This window comes from Psychrobacter sp. M17(2026) (assembly GCF_055699815.1).
Window position 1 is genome coordinate 2,774,992 of record NZ_CM146741.1, and the last position, 22,954, is coordinate 2,797,945.

General features: G+C 44.0%; 20 protein-coding genes. 8 read left to right on the forward strand and 12 right to left on the reverse strand.

Going from position 1 to position 22,954, the window contains the following annotated elements; all coding sequences use genetic code 11:
- Nucleotides 1-129: 129 nt before the first annotated feature.
- From hisC to ACR63T_RS11805, 9 genes are all read right to left on the reverse strand, one after another.
- Entirely contained in the window at nt 130-1,251 is a 1,122-nt protein-coding gene (hisC, locus tag ACR63T_RS11765) for a histidinol-phosphate transaminase (protein ID WP_472784102.1), read from the reverse strand.
- A 195-nt stretch (nt 1,252-1,446) separates the two neighbouring features.
- Nucleotides 1,447-2,742, reverse strand: a complete 1,296-nt coding sequence (hisD, locus tag ACR63T_RS11770) for a histidinol dehydrogenase (RefSeq protein WP_472784103.1) — start codon at nt 2,740-2,742, stop codon at nt 1,447-1,449.
- A gap of 191 nt (nt 2,743-2,933) precedes the next feature.
- On the reverse strand, nt 2,934-3,701 hold the full coding sequence (gene hisG, locus ACR63T_RS11775; protein ID WP_472784104.1) for an ATP phosphoribosyltransferase: 768 nt from the start codon (nt 3,699-3,701) through the stop codon (nt 2,934-2,936).
- Nucleotides 3,702-3,785: 84 nt separating this feature from the next.
- Nucleotides 3,786-5,054, reverse strand: a complete 1,269-nt coding sequence (gene murA / locus ACR63T_RS11780) for a UDP-N-acetylglucosamine 1-carboxyvinyltransferase (protein ID WP_305898947.1) — start codon at nt 5,052-5,054, stop codon at nt 3,786-3,788.
- 138 nt (nt 5,055-5,192) lie between these two features.
- Nucleotides 5,193-5,438 (reverse strand): BolA family protein, encoded by a 246-nt coding sequence (locus tag ACR63T_RS11785; protein ID WP_472785276.1) that lies wholly within the window; start codon nt 5,436-5,438, stop codon nt 5,193-5,195.
- A 236-nt stretch (nt 5,439-5,674) separates the two neighbouring features.
- Entirely contained in the window at nt 5,675-6,115 is a 441-nt protein-coding gene (locus tag ACR63T_RS11790; protein ID WP_472784105.1) for a hypothetical protein, read from the reverse strand.
- Nucleotides 6,116-6,463: 348 nt separating this feature from the next.
- Nucleotides 6,464-7,426 (reverse strand): alpha/beta hydrolase, encoded by a 963-nt coding sequence (locus ACR63T_RS11795; RefSeq protein WP_472784106.1) that lies wholly within the window; start codon nt 7,424-7,426, stop codon nt 6,464-6,466.
- 211 nt (nt 7,427-7,637) lie between these two features.
- Nucleotides 7,638-8,453, reverse strand: a complete 816-nt coding sequence (locus ACR63T_RS11800) for a BON domain-containing protein (protein WP_472784107.1) — start codon at nt 8,451-8,453, stop codon at nt 7,638-7,640.
- Between the two features lie 206 nt (nt 8,454-8,659).
- Nucleotides 8,660-9,346, reverse strand: coding sequence for a YraN family protein (locus ACR63T_RS11805; RefSeq protein ID WP_472784108.1), 687 nt, complete (start codon nt 9,344-9,346; stop codon nt 8,660-8,662).
- Between the two features lie 158 nt (nt 9,347-9,504).
- On the opposite strand from ACR63T_RS11805, the gene rsmI reads away from it, so the two are divergent.
- Nucleotides 9,505-10,464, forward strand: coding sequence for a 16S rRNA (cytidine(1402)-2'-O)-methyltransferase (rsmI, locus tag ACR63T_RS11810; protein ID WP_472784109.1), 960 nt, complete (start codon nt 9,505-9,507; stop codon nt 10,462-10,464).
- 92 nt (nt 10,465-10,556) lie between these two features.
- Entirely contained in the window at nt 10,557-11,576 is a 1,020-nt protein-coding gene (locus tag ACR63T_RS11815) for an adenosine kinase (protein WP_472784110.1), read from the forward strand.
- A gap of 101 nt (nt 11,577-11,677) precedes the next feature.
- Here the strand turns inward: ACR63T_RS11815 and ACR63T_RS11820 are convergent, their stop codons facing one another.
- The 3 genes from ACR63T_RS11820 to ACR63T_RS11830 form a co-directional block, all read right to left on the reverse strand.
- Nucleotides 11,678-13,000 carry an O-acetylhomoserine aminocarboxypropyltransferase/cysteine synthase family protein gene (locus ACR63T_RS11820; RefSeq protein WP_201570244.1) on the reverse strand — a complete coding sequence of 441 codons (1,323 nt, stop codon included), beginning with the start codon at nt 12,998-13,000 and terminating at the stop codon, nt 11,678-11,680.
- 238 nt (nt 13,001-13,238) lie between these two features.
- Nucleotides 13,239-13,931, reverse strand: a complete 693-nt coding sequence (gene nfuA, locus ACR63T_RS11825) for a Fe-S biogenesis protein NfuA (RefSeq protein ID WP_305898956.1) — start codon at nt 13,929-13,931, stop codon at nt 13,239-13,241.
- A gap of 279 nt (nt 13,932-14,210) precedes the next feature.
- Nucleotides 14,211-14,474: a hypothetical protein gene (locus tag ACR63T_RS11830; RefSeq protein ID WP_305898957.1), complete on the reverse strand. Its 264-nt coding sequence runs from the start codon at nt 14,472-14,474 to the stop codon at nt 14,211-14,213.
- Nucleotides 14,475-14,637: 163 nt separating this feature from the next.
- On the opposite strand from ACR63T_RS11830, the gene ACR63T_RS11835 reads away from it, so the two are divergent.
- From ACR63T_RS11835 to urtB, 6 genes are all read left to right on the forward strand, one after another.
- Nucleotides 14,638-15,573, forward strand: a complete 936-nt coding sequence (locus tag ACR63T_RS11835; RefSeq protein WP_472784111.1) for an alpha/beta fold hydrolase — start codon at nt 14,638-14,640, stop codon at nt 15,571-15,573.
- 187 nt (nt 15,574-15,760) lie between these two features.
- A complete protein-coding gene (locus tag ACR63T_RS11840) occupies nt 15,761-16,846 on the forward strand; it encodes a bifunctional nicotinamide-nucleotide adenylyltransferase/Nudix hydroxylase (RefSeq protein ID WP_472784112.1) in 1,086 nt (361 codons plus the stop codon).
- A 222-nt stretch (nt 16,847-17,068) separates the two neighbouring features.
- Nucleotides 17,069-18,466 carry a nicotinate phosphoribosyltransferase gene (locus ACR63T_RS11845; protein ID WP_472784113.1) on the forward strand — a complete coding sequence of 466 codons (1,398 nt, stop codon included), beginning with the start codon at nt 17,069-17,071 and terminating at the stop codon, nt 18,464-18,466.
- Nucleotides 18,460-19,311 carry an SGNH/GDSL hydrolase family protein gene (locus ACR63T_RS11850; RefSeq protein WP_305898960.1) on the forward strand — a complete coding sequence of 284 codons (852 nt, stop codon included), beginning with the start codon at nt 18,460-18,462 and terminating at the stop codon, nt 19,309-19,311. The genes ACR63T_RS11845 and ACR63T_RS11850 overlap by 7 nt, the downstream gene beginning before the upstream one ends.
- Nucleotides 19,312-19,687: 376 nt before the next feature.
- Nucleotides 19,688-21,037: an urea ABC transporter substrate-binding protein gene (urtA, locus tag ACR63T_RS11855; protein ID WP_472784114.1), complete on the forward strand. Its 1,350-nt coding sequence runs from the start codon at nt 19,688-19,690 to the stop codon at nt 21,035-21,037.
- Nucleotides 21,038-21,341: 304 nt separating this feature from the next.
- On the forward strand, nt 21,342-22,949 hold the full coding sequence (gene urtB / locus ACR63T_RS11860; protein WP_472785277.1) for an urea ABC transporter permease subunit UrtB: 1,608 nt from the start codon (nt 21,342-21,344) through the stop codon (nt 22,947-22,949).
- The last annotated feature ends 5 nt before the right edge of the window (nt 22,950-22,954 follow it).

Sequence of the window (22,954 nt, forward strand, 5' to 3'; positions counted from 1 at the left end):
AGATAAAGCAGGCGTAGGGTGCATTTTATGCACCGATGATTAATGATAGCGTCATTATAGGTGCGATGGATGTCACCCTACAAAAGCTGTTCTCCCGTCGCCTTTACTCTATTGTGTTGTATCTCATCCTCAATTTGCAGTAGCATCAGTAGCATGTATCGCCGTCAAGGCTTCAATCAACCGCTCATGCTGCGCTGCCGTACCTATCGTAATACGCAAGTACTCACTGATTCGAGCTTTATCAAAATGGCGAACGATAATGCCCTGCTCGCGTAATGCATCAGCGACGTCACTGGCATTGCCGTCTTGTGGACGGGCAAAAACAAAGTTGGCGTGTGATGGCAATACTTGATAGCCAAGATCAGTCAGCTTAGAGGTTAATGACTCACGTAAATCAATGACTTTTTGGCAGATTTGCTCAAAATAATCATGATCTAATACGCTGGCTCTTGCGCCTGCCTGCGCCAACTTATCTAACGGATAGCTATTAAAGCTATTTTTCATTCGCGTTAACGCTTCGATCAAAGAGGGATTACTAAAGGCCATGCCCACCCGTAAACCCGCTAATGAGCGCGATTTTGAAAAGGTTTGAGTGACTAGCAAGTTATCAAATTCGTTAATAAGACTTATCGCTGAAACGGACTGACCCTCATCCGTTGATGCAAAATCAATATAAGCCTCATCGATAACAATCACCGCATTAGAATGTTCATCAGCCAATTTGCGAATATCATCAAGCCCTAACAGCAGACCAGTCGGTGCATTCGGGTTAGCAATAATAATACCGCTACAAGGTTGGCGATAAGCATCCGGATCGATACTAAAATCATTTTCTAAGGCAATCTTGACCAACTCAACACCAAAGGTCTGCGCGTATACAGGATAAAAACTATAGCTGATATCGGGTGCTAATATAGGACGCTCTTTCATAAAAAAGCTGGCAAATATCAGGGCTAACACTTCATCCGAACCGTTACCAACAAACACTTGGTTGCTATCAAGATTATGTAACCCTGCCAATGCGCTACGCAGATCATCAGACTCAGGCGCTGGATATAGACGCAGCTCGCAAGCTTGCTCAGTTAAGAGCTTAGCGATTGCTACAGCTACTGCTGGCGAGGGAGGAAACGGATTCTCATTAGTGTTTAATTTACATAAATTATCATGCTGTGGCTGCTCACCAGGGACATAAGGTGACAAATGACGAGCTTTGGCTGACCAAAGTCTATTATCGATTTTTTGCTCACTCATAAACCATCCTACTCTGCACACTATACGCGGCGTTGATTAATGACTATAAGATCTTAAATACAAAACCTTATTCAATATTTATTATTATGACTGGTTACTATTCGTTCGATGTATTTTATATCTGCTAGTGCATCTATGTTTATAGTAAACACTAGCTTATGGGAAACACTAGCGTTTGTCTCATCATCGAGCTATTTATTGATAACGGTAGCGAGCTGAGCGCGCATGAGCATCCAAATCCTCACGCTGCGCTAGAATGTCTGCGGTTTGGGCTAAAGGCTTACTGCCCGACTCGCTACAATAGATAATCGATGATTTTTTTTGGAAGTCATACACGCCAAGTGGTGAAGAGAATCTTGCTGTTCCAGAAGTTGGCAGTACATGATTGGGCCCTGCACAGTAGTCACCGATGGCCTCTGGCGTATGACGACCCATAAATATCGCGCCCGCGTGACGAATATCATTTAGCAGAGCATCAGGGTCATCGACAGATAACTCTAAGTGCTCAGGTGCGATACGATTGATTAATGCCATGCCCTCTTCTCGATTCTGCACTAAAATAAGCGCGCCACGATTTTGCAGAGCATCACGAGCAATATCTGCTTTTGGCAACTCACTCAATGCTTTCTCAATCTCTATAGCGACTTCTGCTAACTGCTCACGACTGGTCGTCACAAAGATAGCTTGAGCGATGCGATCATGCTCAGCTTGCGACAATAAATCCATCGCGAGCCAATCAGCACGATCCGCCGCCTCGCCCTCAGCATAGACTAGCACTTCAGATGGTCCTGCTATCATATCGATACCGACTTGCCCAAAGACTGCGCGTTTGGCTGCGGCAACGTATTTGTTCCCAGGACCTGTGATTTTGTCCACTACTGGAATAGTATCAGTGCCATAAGCCAATGCGGCGACGGCTTGTGCACCACCAATAGTAAATACTCTATCGACTTTTGCTAGATGTGCGGCGGCTAGTACCAATGGGTTAAGCACGCCTTTTGGCGCAGGTACCACCATAATCACTTCAGTGACACCAGCGACTTTGGCAGGGATAGCATTCATTAGTACTGATGAAGGGTAGGAAGCTAAGCCGCCTGGTACATAGATGCCTACTCGATCCAAAGGCGTGATTTTTTGGCCCAAACGATTACCTAGCGCGTCGGTATAATCCCAGCTGTTTTGTATTTGGCGCTCATGGAAGCTTTGTACTCGCGTAGCAGCAGTCGTTAATGCCTGTTTGACCTCGGCGTCAAGCTCAGCAAAGGCGGTCGCTAAAGACTCTTGTGTTAATTCCAGCTCGCTCATCGTTGTCGCTGGATGCTGATCAAATTGTTGGGTCAAGGCCAATACCGCTTGATCACCCTGTTGACGAACTTGCATGATAATATCATCAACCGTAGTCAATAACTGCGCATCATTGACGGTTTCAAAAGCTAACAAGGCATCTATTTGCTGTCCAAAGTCACTATCTTGGGTACTCAATTGACGCATAAAACCATCCTATACTAATATCAAAAATTCATCAGATCAATAAAGCAAACAGCTTACAAATCAGCTGAGTTAAATTTATTATTAAATAACTGAAACAACAAAACCAGTTTACCATGCTAGATATATCTTATAGCGATAAACTGGTTTTAAGTTTTGTATTCTTAACATTGATATTACTAATGTAGTACGACCTAATTATTACTCGCAATACTAGCTTTAAAGCTCTCTAAAATAGGCTCAAGTAGTGCAAATTTACGCTTATAACTCACTTGGTTAACGATGAGACGGGATGACACATCACAGATATGATCGCGTGGCTCAAGACCATTAGCGATTAACGTATTACCTGTGTCGACCACATCGACGATTAAGTCGCCTAAGCCAACTAATGGCGCTAGCTCCATCGAGCCATAAAGCTTGATGACATCGACCTGCTGCCCTTGACTAGCAAAATAAGCGCGAGCGACATTGACGTATTTGGTCGCGATACGCAAACGACGCTTGGGTAACACTAGCCCTTTTACCCCTGCTGTCATCAGCTTGCATTGAGCAATCTGTAAGTCTAATAGCTCATAAACATGATTGGCACCGTGCTCAAGCAAGACGTCCTTGCCCGCCACTCCAAAGTCAGCAGCAGCGTGTTCGACATAGGTCGGTACATCGCTGGCACGCAATATGAGTACGCGTACATTTGGATTAGTCGTGGGGAAAATAAGCTTACGCGAAGCAGCAGGATCTTCTAATAACTCAATCCCAGCAGCTTTTAATAGAGGCATTGTTTCTTCTAGTATGCGCCCTTTAGACAAAGCCAAAGTTAACCCATTAAATTCGTTATCTACTTGGTTTAATAAGGCATCATTTTGCAAAGTCGTCTGCTCAGCAGCCGTTTGTTCAGTATTTGTTTGCTCAATATCGGTTTGTTCAATCATAGCAGCTAAATGTCCATCTACAGTTATCATCTTTTTGCGCTGCTATCTTGCTATGGATAATAGTGCAGGTAGCAGCGTAAAGAAGACTCTTTTAATAATTATTATGGCGTGTTATCAGTCGTTGCTATTAATGCGCTCGATAGTGACACCTAGAGCACGTAGTTTATTTTCGACATCTTCGTAGCCACGATCAATATGATAGATACGATCGATCAGGCTCTCGCCTTCAGCGGCAGCTGCCGCCATCACTAGTGACATTGAGGCACGTAGATCCGTTGCCATAACAGGTGCTGCTGTAAAGCACTCAACCCCTTTGACCACTGCGGTATGACCATCGACTTGAATGGACGCCCCTAAGCGATTCAGCTCTGGCACATGCATATAACGGTTTTCAAAGATGTTTTCGATAAAGGTACTCGTGCCATCAGCAAGACAAGCAATCGCCATCAGCTGTGCTTGCATATCGGTTGGAAATCCAGGATGCGGCTGAGTACGAATATCGACAGGTAACGGACGCCCAGTTATCTTAGCGCGAATCCAATCATCGCCAGTCGTCACCGTCGCGCCCATTGACTCAAACTTCTCAAGCACGGGAATCAATAATAAAGACGAGGTGTTGGTGGCTAGAACATCACCGCGAGTCATTAGCGCGCCCGCAAGGTATGAGCCTGTCTCAATACGATCAGGGACGACTGAATACTCACAGCCATGTAAGCGCTCAACGCCTTCAATGGTCATGGTTGCAGTACCAATGCCGCTTATTTTCGCGCCCATCGCCACCAGCATATTAGCCAAATCAACGACTTCAGGCTCGCGTGCACAGTTGCCTAGCACTGTAGTACCTTTGGCTAATGCTGCTGCCATGATGACGTTTTCAGTACCGCCAACGGTGACCATATCGAATGAGAAGTTACAGCCGATAAGCTTGCCCCCTTTAGGAGCCTGCGCTTTTACATAGCCGTTCTCGACACTGATGGTAGCGCCCATCGCTTCAAAAGCTTTTAGATGCTGATCAACAGGACGCGAGCCAATTGCACAGCCACCTGGCAAGGACACTTCCGCTTCACCGAAACGTGCCAATAGCGGACCCAGTACTAAGATAGAGGCACGCATGGTTTTGACTAGATCATATGGCGCATAAAAGTTATCGATAGCCTTAGTATCGCAGGTGACGGTAGATTCTTGCTTTTGAATCTTGATACCCATGCCACCAATCAGCTTAATTAAGGTACGTACATCTTGTAATGACGGCACATTGTGTAGAGTCGTTGGGGTTTCGGCCAATATCATAGCGGCAAGTAAAGGCAAAGCTGCATTTTTGGCGCCTGAAATTTTGACTTCGCCTGCGATACGACTACTACCGGTGATTAAAAACTGATCCATAAGATACCAACTTGAATGTGACATTTAAATGTGAGTAAGAAGCGTAAACATACAGAATATAAGAGTAACTTACGCTAAAAAAAGACTAAAAGCAGTCCTATGAGCAACTACTTAGAAAACTAATCCGACTACCTGAAATTAGCTTTGCTGTTGAGTTTCCCATTCGCTAGGGGTCAGCGCTTGAATATTAAGCGCATGAATATCACCACTGGCGATTTTGTCGTTGACCAGCGCATAAACCGCTTGCTGACGTTGTACGGCACGTTTGCCCTCAAAACTCGCATCGACAACGCGCACGTCGAACTTAGTGCCTTGATTGGCCGCTTGAATAAAAGCGTCTGGATAATGCGTCTGTAAAAATGCGATTAAGTCGTCAGCGTTCATGCTCATAAGATATCCTGTCTTTAATTATAAAATGATTTTTGAATGGCGACATTATAACAAGAGTTTGCGCATCTTACAGCACTGTCTGTGTATAAGCGCACATGACATATACACAGACGACATTCACATTACTATAATGATAATAACGACTTTTACGATTATGCAAAAGCGAAGCACTTTATCTTAGCTTTAACGCATTCTGATTTGCGCAGCACGCTTTATAGTGCGTCGCTCAATCACTCGATCTGATTGACTTGACTGGCTAAGCTAAACTTAACCTCGGACTGACGCGAACTCTCAGGAATAGTGAGCTGTATAATCATATTGGTCTTTGCGTTACATGGTACGGTGATGCACCACTGCTGCTCGATGCCTTTTTCGATGATGTCATCCCATTTAATAGAGTAATTGTACTTTTGATTGACGCGCTCAAGCTTAGAGAGAATGACTTTATTGAGATAAGCAGGGCGATCATTCTCTCTTAGCTCATTGTATTGGCTCATCTCTGAGTCAGTGAAAGGTATATTGGCGATAGGCTGTGAGCCAGGGTCTTTTTTGATAATAATATCAATTCCTGTAATAGGGTCATCGCCGCCTGCTGCCAGTGCCAGTGATGAGAGGGCTAATGACGGCAGTGCTATCGTTAGGCTCAGTAGTGAGAGTTTGAGTAGTTTCATGAGAATCATCCTTTAGGCTAAGTTAGCTTTCCATATTTTAATGCTTGGCCATAGAGCTTAGTGCTTGATAATTAATACTTAGTTTTAGAGCCGTTATTTTTATTGTTTTCATGAGGCTATCGGCTAAAGCGGTGACGACTCATTCTTTCAACAGCTCTATTCTATAATAGAGCCATATAACATCGAATTGACAGGAATTATTGAAAATATTCTGCTGGTTAAATATTTAGTCACTTGACCTGATTACCTATTTGATCTATTAAGCATAAAAAATCCCCAGCTGGCGCTATGCCAAACTGGGGATTACTTATATTAAATAATTAATTGAGTAAATTTACTCTTATCAAACTATTTCAGCTCTTTATCTAGATAAGTCAGTACTTGCGCGCGCACATCATTGACCCAGCGTAAAGGTTTCGCCATCGCACCAATGCTAGTGGCGTGGCTCGCGCCTTTGATCTCACCCGTCTCAACCGTTGCGCCAAAATCCTTTAGTGCTTGGGTCATCTTGATCGTATTGGTTTCATAAACGATTTTATCGTTCTCTGCGGTTAACAATAAATACGGTGGCTGCGTGCCTTTGAGTTGACGATCGGGCATCACCTCATCAGGCGTTGCATCGGCAGGAAAAGCACTCGCACTATCGAACTTACGAAAATCATAGCTATAAGGCCCTGCGATACCGACGACCGCACTAATATCACTCGGACTCATCCCATAAGGCGCTAAAAAGTCCTCATTAGCGATAGCCGCAACAGCGTTAAAGGCCCCTGCTGAATGACCGACCACCGCTAGACGTTCGGGATTAGCATGGAATTTTGTAGCATTCTCATAGCTCCAAGCGATAGCTTTGGCGGTATCCTCAACAAAATCAGGATAGACATACTCAGGTGCTTTTCGATAGTTGACCACCGCTGTGACATAGCCTGCCTGCGCAAGACTCTGACCGACAAAAGCATAATCCTCTTTACTGCCATTCTCCCATGAGCCACCGTAGACGAACACTATCATCGGATAGCTATCAGTAATGGTACTCTGTGCTTGCATGGCTTGTGCTAAGGGCTTAGGATAGTACATATCCAAGTTTTGTAACGGTGCGTCACCATAGTCGATGTCACGACTGACACCGACACCGCCACTCGATGAGATACCATTGACAATGCCCAACGCTGATAGCGCTTGTGCTTGCTGAGTGACAAGCGCAATACTTCCTATCGCCATTAAGGTAGTTAGTCCTACCTTTGCCAGATTAACGATATAAGTCTTATCTGCCAGCTCATTGACTGATGTCGGCTTGTTGGTATCTTTCATGTTTGATATCCCTTTTTATTAAATAGGCGCGCGAGTTTGGTCTTTGGACTCTGTATAGACCCTATTATCTTAGTCGCAACTTTGCTCACGGGCGTATTTTTACTGTTATCTCTATAAGGGTTATTGTGAAGAATTACTATCTATAGCGATTACATTATAAAGACAAGCAAGACTATCGACTTTTTGAACTCTATACTTCAGCAAATAGCGATTACTGCTGATTTTTATACAGCTCAATATAAGGACTAGATTCGCTTGGCTCGGTAGTGGTATTTCTTATGACGGGCGTTGGTGCATTATTTGGTACATTGTTTGATGTATTGTTTAGCGTATTAGTAGATACAGGAGCGGTAATGGCACCAGTGGTATTGTCTACATTGCGCTCAAACATAATGTCTTCGTCACCAATAGAGGTGCCATTATCATTGACCAATTTTGTGAGTAGTACCAGCTCAGTCACTCCAGCCGTATCATTTGCCACGTCAATCACTAAGCTTTGTTGCGTAGGCGTCATTCGTCCCATGACATAAACGACGCCGTTATTAGTGACTGTTTTGACTTGTGAGGATTTTATATTGTTATTTGTGAGCGCCTTGGCTATCAGCTTTGAATTAATATAATTATCTTGCACCGTAGAGCTATAGCCACGAGCTACCCCAATACTCAGCTCATTATAGACATGGCGTACATCTGGCATTGAGCGGATCACTTGCTCCACTTGCGACTTTATCTCTTCGGTTGGCACTTCACCACTGAGTAGCACCTCACTATAGAAGCTGTCGATACTCATACGGCTAGTCTCTTGCAGGTTTTGCTTTAGCGCGTAGGCGTTAATCTTTGCGGTATGCTCAATACTACGATCCAGCAGACGCTGGGGAATCGTGCGCTCAGTCACTGGTACGCCATAAGTACCTTGCGTGCTATTGGTCAGATAGTTAGTGGTACAGCCCGTGCTAATGACAGCGGTCAAGGCAATAGCGCTCGCCATAGTACAACGCAGCCATAATGGACTATTAACAGTATGCATCCTTATCATCTCTTGCCTCGCAAATACGAAATATTGAACTTAGTAAGTTATAGGAAAAATAACATTTGAAAAGTAACTTTTAAAAGGTAACTTTTAAGGTAACTTTAGTTTTTATAGCTGGCTTTATAATTTATAGATAGATTTATAATAAGTCACCCAAAATTTTATGGCCGGTTATTATGAGCAGTTATAGCGAAAACACAACTTTACCAAGCTTGCGCCACAAAAGCACCCTTTAACCACTCAGGTTGATAGCTGGGTTTTGTCATACTAGGTTTTATCGCATTAGATTTTATCAAACGGCTACTAGCAGACTCTGACTTATCCTTTTCAAGTTTAGCTTTTGCAATATCTGCTTTATTTATATCGAACTTATTTATATTATAAGCAACCACATCAAACCGACAGTCATAATCGACATATTCAGGACGCTGCTGCAAAAAATACTGCGCCGCTTTGATAATTTTGCGCTGCTTACTGGTTGTCACGCTCAGGGCAGCATCGCCAAAACTTGAGCACTGCCGCTGTCTGACCTCGACGAACACTAGCGTCGACCATGCGACGCCTACCTCTATCATCACCAAATCCAGCTCACCTACTTTTGGCTGTTGCCAGTTTTTGGCAATCAGTTGCAGACCTTGTTGCTGTAGATAGTCGCAGGCGAGCTGCTCAAAATAACTGCCTTGAAGCTGAGTTGGCGAAGACGCTAATAAAGGGCTTCGAAATTTATGGCTTTTGCTTTTATTAGCATGAGCCACATTCGTCTTGGTAGTATTTAACTTGACAGTGTCTAAGTCAGTTTCAGCATTTATACTAACAATATTAGCCGAACGTTCAGAGTCCGTTAGGTGTATAAGATTACTATGACTAGTATTAGTTTTATTATCGGTCATAGTCTCAACCTACTATCGGTGATGCGAAAGTGATATAGCTAAGCCGTTTAGCTAATCCATAAACTTTAGCGACTATTGCATTTGTAATTATCATAGCACAACATGGTAAACTAACCGCTTTTGTGTCTCTCTATTTTAACCAACGCTTAAGAGGTCTTATGTCCACCCCAACCAAAATGCCCGCTTGTCTATATATCGTGGCGACTCCGATTGGTAATCTTGGCGATATGACCACGCGCGCGATAGATACGCTCAAGCAAGTCGCTATTATCGCTTGTGAAGATACGCGTACCTCAGGGCGACTGCTGGCGCATTTTGGGATCGATACTAAATCTAGTAAAGACGCCGCAGATAATGTCGATACGAAGAAGCAAAATGACGAGCCTGAAACTGATGCAGTGCTAAATAATGAAGCACCCAAAAAAGGTCATAATAAGTTATGGGCCTATCATGAGCATAATAGCGCTATCCAAACGCCTAAAATTATTGAAATGATTCAACAAGGACATTCGGTGGCACTTATTAGTGATGCGGGTACGCCTTTGGTCAGTGATCCAGGATTCCAGCTCGTGCAAGCAGCTCACGCAGCAGGGGTTACGGTGTCGCCTATCGTCGGTGCATCGGCAGCTATTGCAGCGCTATCGGTGGCAGGTCTGCCCTCTGATCGTTTTAGCTTTATTGGTTTTTTACCTACTAAGACTCATGGCCGCCAAAAGCAGCTTACCGCTCTAAAAGCCGCAGCGGAAACCCTAATATTTTATGAAGCGCCACATCGTATTATTGCCAGTCTTGAGGATATGGCAGCGGTATTCGGTGGTGAGCGCCAAGCAACCTTTTGTCGTGAGCTGACTAAGACCTTTGAGACCGTGCATAAAAGTACGCTTAGCGACTTAATTGAGTTCGTAAAAGCAGATGACAATCAGCAACGTGGCGAGATGGTGATCGTGGTTGCGGGCGATACTATCGTTCAAGATGAAGATGATTTAAGCACTCATGATACGTTATTAAAACGGCTATTAGAAGATTTATCCGTTAAAAAAGCGGCCGCCTTAGCCGCTGATATTACTGGGGTAAAAAAGAATGCACTTTATCAGCGTTTATTAGCCCTACAAGAGTAAAAGACCTTATAGTTATTAGCAGTAGCAGTAATGAACCGAATTGAATAATTTTTAGAGCTTTCATTTTAATATTTTAGTCAAGGGAATAAGTTATGTACGATGTAATGGCAATAGGTAATGCGCTGGTTGATCATGAGTATGTGTTATCAGATGCCGCCTTAGAGGACACTGGATTGACCAAAGGCAATATGACCTTAGCAGAGCTTCACGAGCAGCAAGAGCTATTAGCCTTTTTGGCACTGGCCGAGATTAAATCTGCCAAACAAGCGGGCGGTGGCTCAGCGGCTAATACTATGTTTGCTTATGCCAGCTTAGGTGGCAAGCCATTCTATGCTTGCCGTGTGGGTGATGATAAGCCTGGGCAGTTTTATTTACAGGACTTGCATCAAGCAGGGGTTGCCACCTCGGATAAGTCAATCCATGCTGGCGGTGTGACGGGCACTTGCGTCGTCGCCATCACTGATGATGGTGAGCGCACGATGCAGACTTATCTTGGCACCTCAAGTGAGATCACCGCTGATAATGTCGATTTCGATGCATTAACAGAGGCTAATTGGCTATATATCGAGGGGTATCTAGGCATGTCTGCAAGCATTCAACCTGCAATGGCGCAATTGCAACAGCAAGCGGCAGCTAATGACGCCAAAATCGCGGTAAGCTTTGCTGATCCTGCCGTAGTCAGGTTTGCCAAAGACGGCCTACTTAATATGCTTGGCAATAAGGTTGAGGTGATATTCTGCAATAGTGAAGAGGCGCGCCTATTTACTGGTGAAGAGCCGATCAAGGCCACAGCGCAAGCTTTACTTAATCATTGCCGAATAGCCGTCGTCACTGATGGGGCAAACGGTGCTGTGATTGCGCAAAAATCTGACACTGACGCCCAGGTTAGCTTCTATGAAGTGGCTACGCCTAAGGTCACTGATGTCATCGATACTAATGGCGCAGGTGATAACTATGCTGGGGCTTTTTTATATGCTTTGGCACAGGGCTATAGCTTGCCTGAATGTGGTCGTCTTGCCTCTGAGGTCGCAGCCCAAATTATTCAGCAGTTCGGTCCACGCTTAGAGTCGCAAGACTATAAAGATATCGCTCATCGTGTGTTATCGGTTTAGATAAAACGCTAGCAACTGTCTATAAGCTATAAGCCCTTATCACTGTATTCAGCGATAGGGGCTTTTTTATGAGTTTATCCGTTATTTTATAAGCTTATTGATTAAGCAGAAGCTAGCGCTTGTGCCAAATCTGCTTTTATATCATCAATATGTTCAATACCTATCGATAAGCGCACCATATCTTCGCTAACCCCAGCTTGCTCAAGCTCTTGTCCATTGAGCTGACGATGAGTGGTAGAAGCTGGATGACAAGCCAAAGATTTGGCGTCGCCGATGTTGACCAGACGAGTGATCAGCTGCAAAGCATCAATAAAGCATGCCCCTGCCTCGCTGCCGCCTACTACTCCGAAAGTAAGAATGGATGAAGGCGTGCCGTTCATATACTTTTGTGCCAATGCGTGCTCAGGATGATCGGGTAAGCCTGCATATTTGACCCATGCCACCTTGTCATGCCCTTGTAGATATTCTGCAACGGCTTGTGCATTCTGAACATGACGCTCCATACGCAGACTCAAGGTTTCTATCCCTTGCAAAATACCAAAGGCATTGAGCGGACTGAGTGCGGCTCCCGTATTACGCAGTGGTGCGACCCGAGCACGAGCGATAAAGGCAGCGGCCCCGACGTCTTTGACAAAGTTGACACCATGGTAGCTGGCATCAGGCGTATTGAGCAGCGGGAAACGCTCAGGATGATCGCCCCAAGGGAAAGTACCGCTATCGACGATAGCACCGCCAATTGAAGTCCCTGTACCGCTCATGTATTTGGTCAATGAATGGACAACGATATCCGCGCCATATTCAAACGGGCGACAAAGTGCAGGAGTCGCCACGGTATTGTCAATGACGACAGGTACACCATACTCATGAGCGATGTCACTGAGCGCTTGAATATCAACGATATTGCCGAGCGGATTACCGATACTCTCAGCAAATACCATCTTAGTTTTGTCATCGATCAGGTCGCGAATAGCTTCAGGATTTTTATGATCAAAAAATCGTACTTCTACTCCTTGACGCGGTAAGGTATGCGCAAAAAAGTTATACGTTCCACCATACAATGTCGATACCGCAACGATATTATCACCCATCTCACAGATAGTCTGCACGGCGTAAGTAATAGCCGCCATCCCAGAGGCTACTGCTAGGCCACCTATACCTCCCTCTAGTGCGGCAACGCGCTCCTCAAGCACTGCATTAGTTGGGTTCATAATACGAGTATAGATATTGCCCGCAACTTTCAGATCAAAAAGATCTGCGCCATGCTGAGTGTTATCAAACGCATAAGAGCTAGTATGATAGATAGGTACAGCTACCGCTTTGGTTGTAGGCTCGACACTGTAGCCAGCATGAATGGCTAAGGTCTCTAAGCGCTGCTTGTGCTCTGACTGATTAGCCGCTTGCTCATTTGAATTCTGGTCACTCATACATCACTCCTTGTTAAGTATTAAAATTAGGTATAAAGATAGATATTAGGATAATAAAAACGGTTGATAAAAACTATTAATAAAACGGATGCCATAAAAAAGCTAGGTCAATAGTAACCTAGCTTCGTTATGAATAAAATAGCCATTTTTCATTCGATTAATTAATTTTAAGAATAAACGACTTTTTGAGAACTTCGGAAATTCTAACAATTCTACTGGGCCATTTATTTATAGCTGTTTATTTATAATAAGCATTTTCAGTGCTGCTATGATCCGTATCATCAACCACTTGGGTCAGCTCAGGAATTTGCTGCTTTAGCTGCACTTCAACCCCTTGACGCAAAGTCATATCAACGGCTGAGCAGCCTTGGCAACCACCACCAAATTTCAAGACAGCGGTCAGGCCAATACCCTCTTCTTCAATGAGCTCAAGCAATTGCACATCACCACCATGGGCGGCAAGACCTGGGTTGATCTCTGATTGCAATACGTAGTTGATACGCTCTTCAATACTAGCATCAGCGCCCACTTTTGGCACCTTTGAGTTGGGTGCACGGAAAGTCAGCTGACCTCCGAAACGGTCTTTATTATAGTCGATTACCGCATCCTCTAAATAAGGCACAGAAGCGGCCTCGATAAAGGCAGCAAAATTATCATAGCTGAACTTTAGATCAGCGCTGTCCTCTTCACCTGGCTGATTGTACGCCATACAGCACTCGGCACGCGGTGTCCCTGGATGCTCAACGAAGATACGCACACCAATGCCGTCCGTATCTTGCTTAGATAACAAATCTGCTAAGTAGCCTTGCGCGGATTCCGTAATAGTAATATTACTCTTAGTCTCAAGCTGCTCAGTATCTAATGCTGACTCATACTCTGAAGCATCTGTAAGCTCTGTAGGGGCAGCGCTGGTTGGATTATTTTCGCTCATAATTACTCCTGATTCATTACTTAGTCATTGTTCTGTAGGATAAGATAGTTACGTTCAAAATGTCTTTTTAATAGCGTATATTAGGGTCTGTTTGATCTGTCGATCATGGCAATAACAGTGACTATTTTTAACTTTATCTGCGGCAAAAAATAACACTATCCACTGCTAGCATAGCTCTTGTCTTGCGGACGAACAAAGCCGTGCTTTACTTATTCCATCCTCAGCGCAGTTATGAAGGCGATGGGCTTAATTATCAAGTATTCTTTAAATTGAGTGTCGCTAATATTTAAGACGTTTGCGAATACCTAACGCTACTAGTGCAGGCACACCAAACGCGGCTAAAAAGAATGGTATCTCTTCTAACACATTATAACCTGCACTGATGACACCAATACTGAGATTAATAGCCGCCACGATGAACCATAATCCTATGAAAATAGTAGCGATGCGACTTGCTCCATGATCACCCTTGAATAGACGCGCGATAAAGCAAGATGTGGCTAGCAACACCAGCCCTGCCACAATTAAAATAATAGTGCGCATAGTAGCTCTCTGTAAAAAGTGAATAGATAAAGTCTTAGACTCATTGTAAAATAGTGATGGCTGAGATAACTATGACCCATTCGCTGGCCTTTGGCAAACCTGTTTTTGCCTCTTATATACTTGTAATCAGCAAATAGTTAGCTAATTAAAATGAGTCAAATTTATGATAACCCAAAGCTTACATCGAGTGACTACTCAAGATGGTGAGAAAATTGCAGTTTGGCAAGTTAGCGATGATCCTGTCGAGCAACAATATTTTGCTGATAAAACTAAAATCAAAGCGCAAAATATACTCATGATTCATGGTACGTTTTCAGACAAAAGAGTCAGCTTAGGTATGGCTGGCTACTTAGCCAAGCTTGGTCATAGGTGCTACATTATGGAGTGGCGCGGCCATGGCGACAGCTCAATTCCCTCCGATAAATTCAACTTTGAGACCATCGCCTTTTATGACATTGCAGCGACTTTTCAGTATTTATTCGACGCATTAAAGGTAGACAATCTACATGCAGTGACCCATAGCGGTGGCGGTATTTGCTTGACGATGTTTTTGACGCAAAACCAGCATTATATCGCTAAAATAAACAGTATCACGATGGTCGCTTGCCAAGCTTATGGCGCAGGGCTAGACCCTCAAAGCTACGCTAAAATAACCGTGCTAAAAACGCTGACTCGCCTGCTAGGATATGTTCCTGCTAAAAGGTTTAAACTAGGTCCAATCAATGAGAGCTACCATACGATGAGTCAGTGGTATAACTGGAATCTAGGTAAACACTTCCAAAGTAGCTTAGCTAAGCATGATAGCGATCATCAAGAAAGCAGCGTGGATGAGACCTTCGATTATCGTCAGCTGATGCCGTCTATTACTATTCCTATTTATGCTATCAGCGCCAAAGGTGATCATTTTATCGCGCCACCGAGTGGCTGCCAGTTATTCCTAAATGACTTTAATAATTCTACTAATGTCTTTTGTGAATTTTCTATCAAAAATGGTCACTTAGAAGATTATAACCATAGTCGCATCATACTCAGCAGTAACGCTGCCAAAGAAGTTTGGTCGACGATTGCCGCTTGGGTTAATAGGCATACTAAAGTCTAGTCTGAACAGGAAATATACGTTATTCTTTGTGATAAAAGGTATAAACCCAATCGCTACTAATCATACCTACGCAAAACATCTTTACACTTGCCAGCTCTTCATAAGCTGTGTCAGTATTAGCGTCATTGAATTAACATCAAAAATAATTCTGAATACTTGATAGCTATTCTGTAGGGAGTTGACGTTTATGAGTGAATTATCAGAGCAAGAACAAATGGAAAACCCACTAGAAGTTAAGGTTGGTCTAGATAATCAAGCCAATAAACATTATAAATATCTAGTATTTATTGGACGTTTTCAGCCCTTTCACAATGGGCATAAAGCGGTGATTGATGAGGCGCTTAAGCGTTCTGATGAAGTCATTATACTTATTGGTTCAGCCAACTTACCCCGTAGTTTACGCAATCCTTTTTCGGTTGCTGAACGCACGGCCATGATTGAAGGCGCTTACTCAAAAGAGGAGGCTGCACGTATTCACTGCGTAGCACTCGATGATGTACTCTATAATGATACGCGCTGGCTACAATATGTACAGGCTAGCGTCAGATCAGTGACTAATGATTTGCGCTCTGATATCGGTCTAATTGGACACTCAAAAGACAGCTCATCTTATTATCTATCATTATTCCCTCATTGGGCATCTATATCTGTTCCTAGCCATCATAATTTGTCAGCAACTCCTATTCGTGAAAGTTATCTTATGGGTGCGACGCCAACCCCTGAGCGTACCCCTGAATCAACTCGCAAAGTATTAGATAAGTTTAAAGCAACAGATGACTATCAGCAGTTACATATCGAGGCAGGCTTTATCGATAAGTATAAAAAACAGTGGGCCTCTGTACCTTATCCACCGACCTTTATGACTGCCGATGCACTGGTGGTTCAGTCAGGACATATACTATTGGTCGAGCGTCGTAGCATGCCAGGACGTGGCCTATGGGCTCTGCCAGGTGGCTTTGTCGATCCAAAAGAAACTTTGCTTGATGCTTGTATTCGTGAATTGCGTGAAGAGACACGCCTAAAGGTACCAGAACCTGTACTGCGCGGCTCGCGTCATAGCCAGCATACCTTTGATGATCCGTATCGCTCCGCTCGTGGTCGCACCATTACCCAAGCCTTTTATTTTCAACTTAAAAACGATGCCAAAGGCTTACCAAAAGTGAAAGGTGGGGATGATGCGGCACAAGCTTTTTGGTTGCCGTTAGCAGAGCTTGATTCCAAAAAGATGTTTGAAGATCACTATGCGATTATCATGAAGATGGTTGGGTTGTAATACTTGCAATCGATATTTAGAACTATACAGCGCTATCAACTTATTTTGACCTTTTAAGTCATAATATAGCCAGTTTCAAGTAAAAATTGTCGATATAATTTTATAAGTATTATTTTAATGATTTAAGTTTCACTGCCCGCGCCGATAGACGGCAAAGGCTTATTTCGTCGCAACTTGTTTAACAAAGCAACCAGCGACATCAAAAAGCAGAGGAGTTCTGTGATGTACACCAGCAATTTTAATAATTTAATCTTGAATAGCGATAGCTATAAAACCTCCCATTGGGTGCAATATCCAGCGGGTAGCGAGTATATGTCCAGCTATGTCGAAGCTCGCGGTGGCGACTACGATGTGGTATTTTTTGGTCTGCAAGCCTTTATCAAAGAATACTTAAGTACTCCTGTCACTATGCAAGATATCGATGAAGCCGAAGCCGTCATTCAAGCGCATGGTTTGACCTTTAACCGCGCTGGTTGGGAGCTATTAGTTAATAGACATGGTGGGTATCTACCGCTACGAATTGAAGCGGTTCCCGAAGGTACTATCGTACCCGTCTCTAACGTCGTCTGCCAAATTATCAATACTGACCCTGACTTTTATTGGCTACCCAGCTATATCGAGACCTCCCTTTTACGGGCGATTTGGTATCCTTCAACCGTTGCCAGCGTGTCGCGCTATTGCAAAGGCATTATCCGTGATGCGCTAGAGAAATCTGCTGACAATCTTGACTCGCTACCATTTCGTTTGCATGACTTTGGTGCGCGTGGCGCTTCAAGTTTTGAGTCCGTAGCATTGGGCAGTCTTGCACATTTGGTTAACTTCTCAGGTACCGACTCAATGACAGCTTTAGTCGCTGCCAGCCGTTGGTACGGTATGGATAAAGACATGCCAGCTTTCTCCATTCCCGCCGCTGAACACAGCACGATGACGGCTTGGGGCCGCGATGGCGAAACCGATGCTTATACCAACATGCTTGAGCAATTCGGTGGCAAAGACAAAGCTTTTTCAGTGGTATCGGACAGCTACGACTTATGGAATGCCATCGACAATATCTGGGGCGATACCTTAAAAGATGACGTCAAAAACACCGGTGGCACTTTGGTTATCAGACCTGATAGCGGTGAGCCGATCAAAGTGGTTCGGGAAGCATTAGAGCGTCTAGCGGTCAAATTCGGTACGACTTTTAATAGCAAAGGTTATAAAGTCTTGCCCGATTACGTACGTATTATCCAAGGCGATGGTATCAGTCCGCAAAGTCTCGGTAAGATTGTCAATGCCGTAATGGCAGCAGGCTTTAGTGCAGATAACATTACCTTTGGCATGGGCGGTGGTCTATTGCAGCAAGTCAATCGCGACACTATGAGCTGGGCGATGAAAGCCAGTGCAATCTCAATCGATGGTAACTGGAAAGAAATCTATAAAGATCCTATTACTAGCCATTCTAAACGCTCAAAAAAAGGTCGCTTAGCATTAATAAAAGATAGTCGCGGTCAACTGCAAACCGTTAAAGCTGATGACTTAAGTACCGACAACAAGAACTTATTACGTGATGTGTTCATCGATGGCAAGCTAGTCGTTGAAGACAGTCTAATGACTATTCGGGAGCGTGCAGGATGGTAGCAACGACTAAAATTAAGAGTGTCGCAAAAGACGTATTGCTAGCGCCGATATATCTATATCAAGGTCGTAAGGTTAAACGTGATACTTTGCGTCTATCTGAGCCTGAAGGGATACGCTACGGGCGCGTTAGGCTAAATACAGCTTTGAATAGTCATAATGTCGATCAGCAAACGCTTAGTCTAATGATCGCTGGAGATTCAGCGGCGGCTGGGGTCGGTAGTCAGACCCAAGAGCAGGCTCTAGCGGGTAAACTGATACCTGCTTTGCAGCAGCAAGCGTTAACTAACGAAGCATTTGGTCAGCAATTTGATGAGCTAACTTGGTCAGTACAAGCGACAACGGGGCATACTAGCTTCGATATTCTGCGTCGCCTTTATGTGTTAGCTAAACCTACTCATCCGCTCGATGTGATGGTACTAAGTGTTGGGGTCAATGATACTACTGCAAACGTCTCAACGGCTGAGTGGCAACAACAGCTTGAATCAATTATTGCTATTGCTCAGCGCAAATTCGGTGTCGCTCATTTGATTTTTGCAAGATTGCCGCAAATGGCACAGATGCCAGCACTCCCTGCACCCTTGAGTCACTTTATCGGAGCAAAAGCGACTAAGCTGGATGATATATTACAGCAAGTTTGTACCGATCATGATGGCGTCACTTATATGGCGACTGACTTTACAAGGATGATGGATGAGCACGCCAATGGTGCCGCTATAGATATTTCAGTGATGTTCGCGGACGACGGCTTTCATCCTAGCAGTCTGATGTATGGCTATTGGGCGCAGCAATTAGCAGAGCTTGTTGTTGAATTACTTGATATCTCTAATGATTCCGCCTTAGAGTAACCACTAAAACTATAGTTTAAAACTTAAAAAACCCCTCTAGTCAAACTGTCCAAGGTTATGGGATCAGTTCATACTTGTAGGGGTTTTTATTGTCTATAGATTGTTGAAGTTTGATTGACTGCTTCAAACTAAGAGCGTGCCTGATGACTACTCCTCATGCACCGTTTTTGCAACTTTTGGCTGTATATAAATGGTGCATTAAAAAAAAGAAGAATCATTACGGTGCAAAAAAATCTCGATATCTCTTAATAAAGACCAGTATTAGTGCAAAATCTTATATTTTAGGTTGGCATAAATATTGATGTATTAATAACAGTTATGATCGGTTCGTTCACTCGACCTATTAGTCTGCTATTTTGTCTTTTTGGAGAAATATATGTCTTTATTGCCTACCCTTATCACTGCTACTCACGTCAATACAAACTATCGTGTGCATTCAAGATTAAAATCGCGTTTGTCTATATTGGCAATCGCTGTTATAGGCAGTCTAAGCCTCATAGGTTGCCAAAAACCCGCAGAAACTAGTAGCGAAACAACAGTCGAAACAACCGAAAATACTACTGCATCTACGACAGATAGCGATACGATCAAAGTAGGTATCTTGCACTCACTATCTGGCACGATGGCCATCTCTGAAACATCTCTAAAAGATACGGCACTGATGACCATTAATGAGATCAATGCTAACGGTGGTGTGTTAGGTAAGCAGCTAGAACCTGTTGTGGTTGATCCCGCCTCCGACTGGCCATTATTCGCTGAAAAAGCTCGTCAGCTATTAACTCAAGATAAAGTTGATGTGATATTTGGTGGCTGGACATCCGTGTCACGTAAGTCAGTACTGCCAGTGGTTGAAGAGTTAAACGGCCTGATGTTCTACCCTGTACAGTACGAGGGTCAAGAGCAGTCAGAAAACATCTTCTATACTGGGGCGGCTCCCAATCAGCAAGCCATTCCTGCCGTTGAGTACTTGATGAGTCCAGAGGGCGGTAGTGCAAAACGCTTTGTATTACTTGGCACAGATTATGTCTATCCTCGTACCACTAACCAAATTCTAAGAGCTTTTTTAAAGTCTAAAGGCGTCGCTGAAGCAGACATCATGGAAGAATATACGCCATTCGGCTTTAGCAACTATCAGACTATCGTAGGTGATATCAAAAACTTCTCTACCGGTAAAAAGACGGCGGTTATTTCCACCATTAATGGGGATTCAAACGTGCCCTTTTATCGTGAGCTTGCCAACCAAGGCATTAAAGCGTCTGACATTCCAGTTATGGCATTCTCAGTAGGTGAAGAAGAGCTACGCGGTATCGATACCAGCTTGCTACAGGGTCATTTGGCGGCATGGAACTACTTTATGTCGGTTAAAAACCCTGTGAACAGCAGCTTCACTAAAAAATATAAGCAATATGCGCTAGATCAGAAGCTACCCAACGCCGACAAGGTCGTGACTAATGATCCTATGGAAGCCACGTATGTCGGTATTAATATGTGGAAACAAGCGGTTGAAAAAGCGGGTACGACCGATGTCGATAAAGTACGTATTAGCATGGGTGGTCAAACGTTTGATGCTCCATCAGGGTACACACTGAAAATGGATGAAGAAAACCATCACTTATGGAAGCCTGTCATGATCGGTCAAATCCGTGCTGATGGCCAGTTCGATGTGATTAGCAAAACACCAGAAGCTATCCGTGCGCAGCCATGGAGTCAGTACATTCCTAAATAAGGTCGTAACCACTTAATTATTCGCCCCTTATTGGTTCAATACCAGCAATCCTTTTGAACTCTCTACTGATTAAGACCATTTTTCAGTAGGGAGCTGGAGGAGTGTTGACTGTAAAAAAGGAATTACCATGGCACATTTTTATGTCTATTCTAAAAGTGACGCGCAAGCCAACTACTCTGATAAGCCCTTTATCATTGGCCTACTCTCTTTATTTGTGTATCTCTTAATAACTATCACCGCGCCTGCCTATGCTCACGAGACGCCAGTCGTACACAGCCATGATGAGGCTGTGTCTACCAATACAATGACGGCAACATCCAATGCTATTAGTGATGAAACGTTACTTGCTCAAAATGAGCAGTCACTCACTACCCCATCTGATACTACGATAAGTCAAGGCGACGCTATTGAGCAGTTTGTTGCCGCAGACTTCACGCAGCGCCAAGCGATGCTCAATAACTGGCCAGGATCGGTTGAGAGTCTCGACACCTTAGTTGAACTCATTAGTAAAGATGAGCTATATCAAGGTAATGGTGGGCAGACTTACTTGCTAAATAGTGATGATCAACTGTTCACTTATCCAGACAGACAGGAGACTACGGATTGGCCCAGCGATTTATCACAAGTGACCCTGACCAATGTGCTCCGCTCGGCGCTAACTTTTGGACAAGCCAAGGTTAAGCTTGAGTCAGAGGATACGGCTCAACGTATTCAAGCCGTTGATATTCTCTCAAAAAATATAGACCAAGTAGACCCCATTACTATCTTAGCAGCAGCGGCTACAGAGGATAATAGTAAAATCAAGGATGCTCTCGCCTATCTACAGGCACGTATTGAGTTTAGAGATGGTGATCTAGCGACTAAAATAGCCGCTGTGAACTTACTTGCCGATAGTGATAGCCCGCAGGTCTTGGTTGAGCTCAAGCGAGCATTGACGGCAAGCGATTTAGATCCTGTGCTTAAATCTAGTCTGCTAGATGCTGAGGCGAGTATCGAGCGACGCATTACCTTCAGCACTTGGATGGGACATCTTTTTACGGGTATGAGCACTGCTAGTATTTTGTTATTGGCAGCCCTTGGACTTGCGATCACCTTTGGACTCCTTGGGGTCATCAATATGGCTCATGGCGAGCTAATTATGATTGGCGCTTATGCCACTTATGTGGTGCAAAACCTTTTTCAAGCGTATTTTCCTGAAATGGCGGGTTGGTATCTGATTGCGGCTATACCCGTGGCCTTCTTAGTCAGTGCCATTATCGGCATGATTATCGAACGAATCGTTATTCGCCCTCTTTATGGTCGTGAGCTTGAAACCTTACTAGCCACTTTTGGTGTCAGTCTTATTCTTATGCAATTAGTGCGCATGGTCTTTGGCGCACAGAATGTTGAAGTTAGTAATGTCGCTTGGCTAAGCGGCGCTTATCAGGTGTCCTCAAGCCTAGTACTCCCCTATAACCGCATCGCCATTATCGGCTTTACGATTATAGTTCTTATGCTCCTTGTGTATCTACTCAACAAAACTCGCTTTGGCTTATTTGTGCGCGCTGTGACCCAAAATCGGCAGATGGCTCGCGCTGTTGGTATTCGCTCTGCGCGTATCGATATGCTGGCTTTTGGTCTGGGCTCAGGTCTTGCAGGTCTCGCTGGCTGCGCGCTTGCACAAGTAGGCAATGTCGGACCTGATCTGGGTCAGACTTATATTATTGATGCGTTTTTAGTCGTTGTCGTGGGCGGCGTAGGACAAGTATGGGGCGCCGTATTGGCATCCTTAGGTCTTGGTGTCAGTGGTACTGTGCTTGAGATTGGCATTGGTGCGGTGATGGCTAAGATTGTGTTATTGGTTCTTGTGATTTTATTTATTCAAAAACGTCCACAAGGTTTATTTGCCCTAAAAGGCCGTTTTGTGGATTAAGGAGA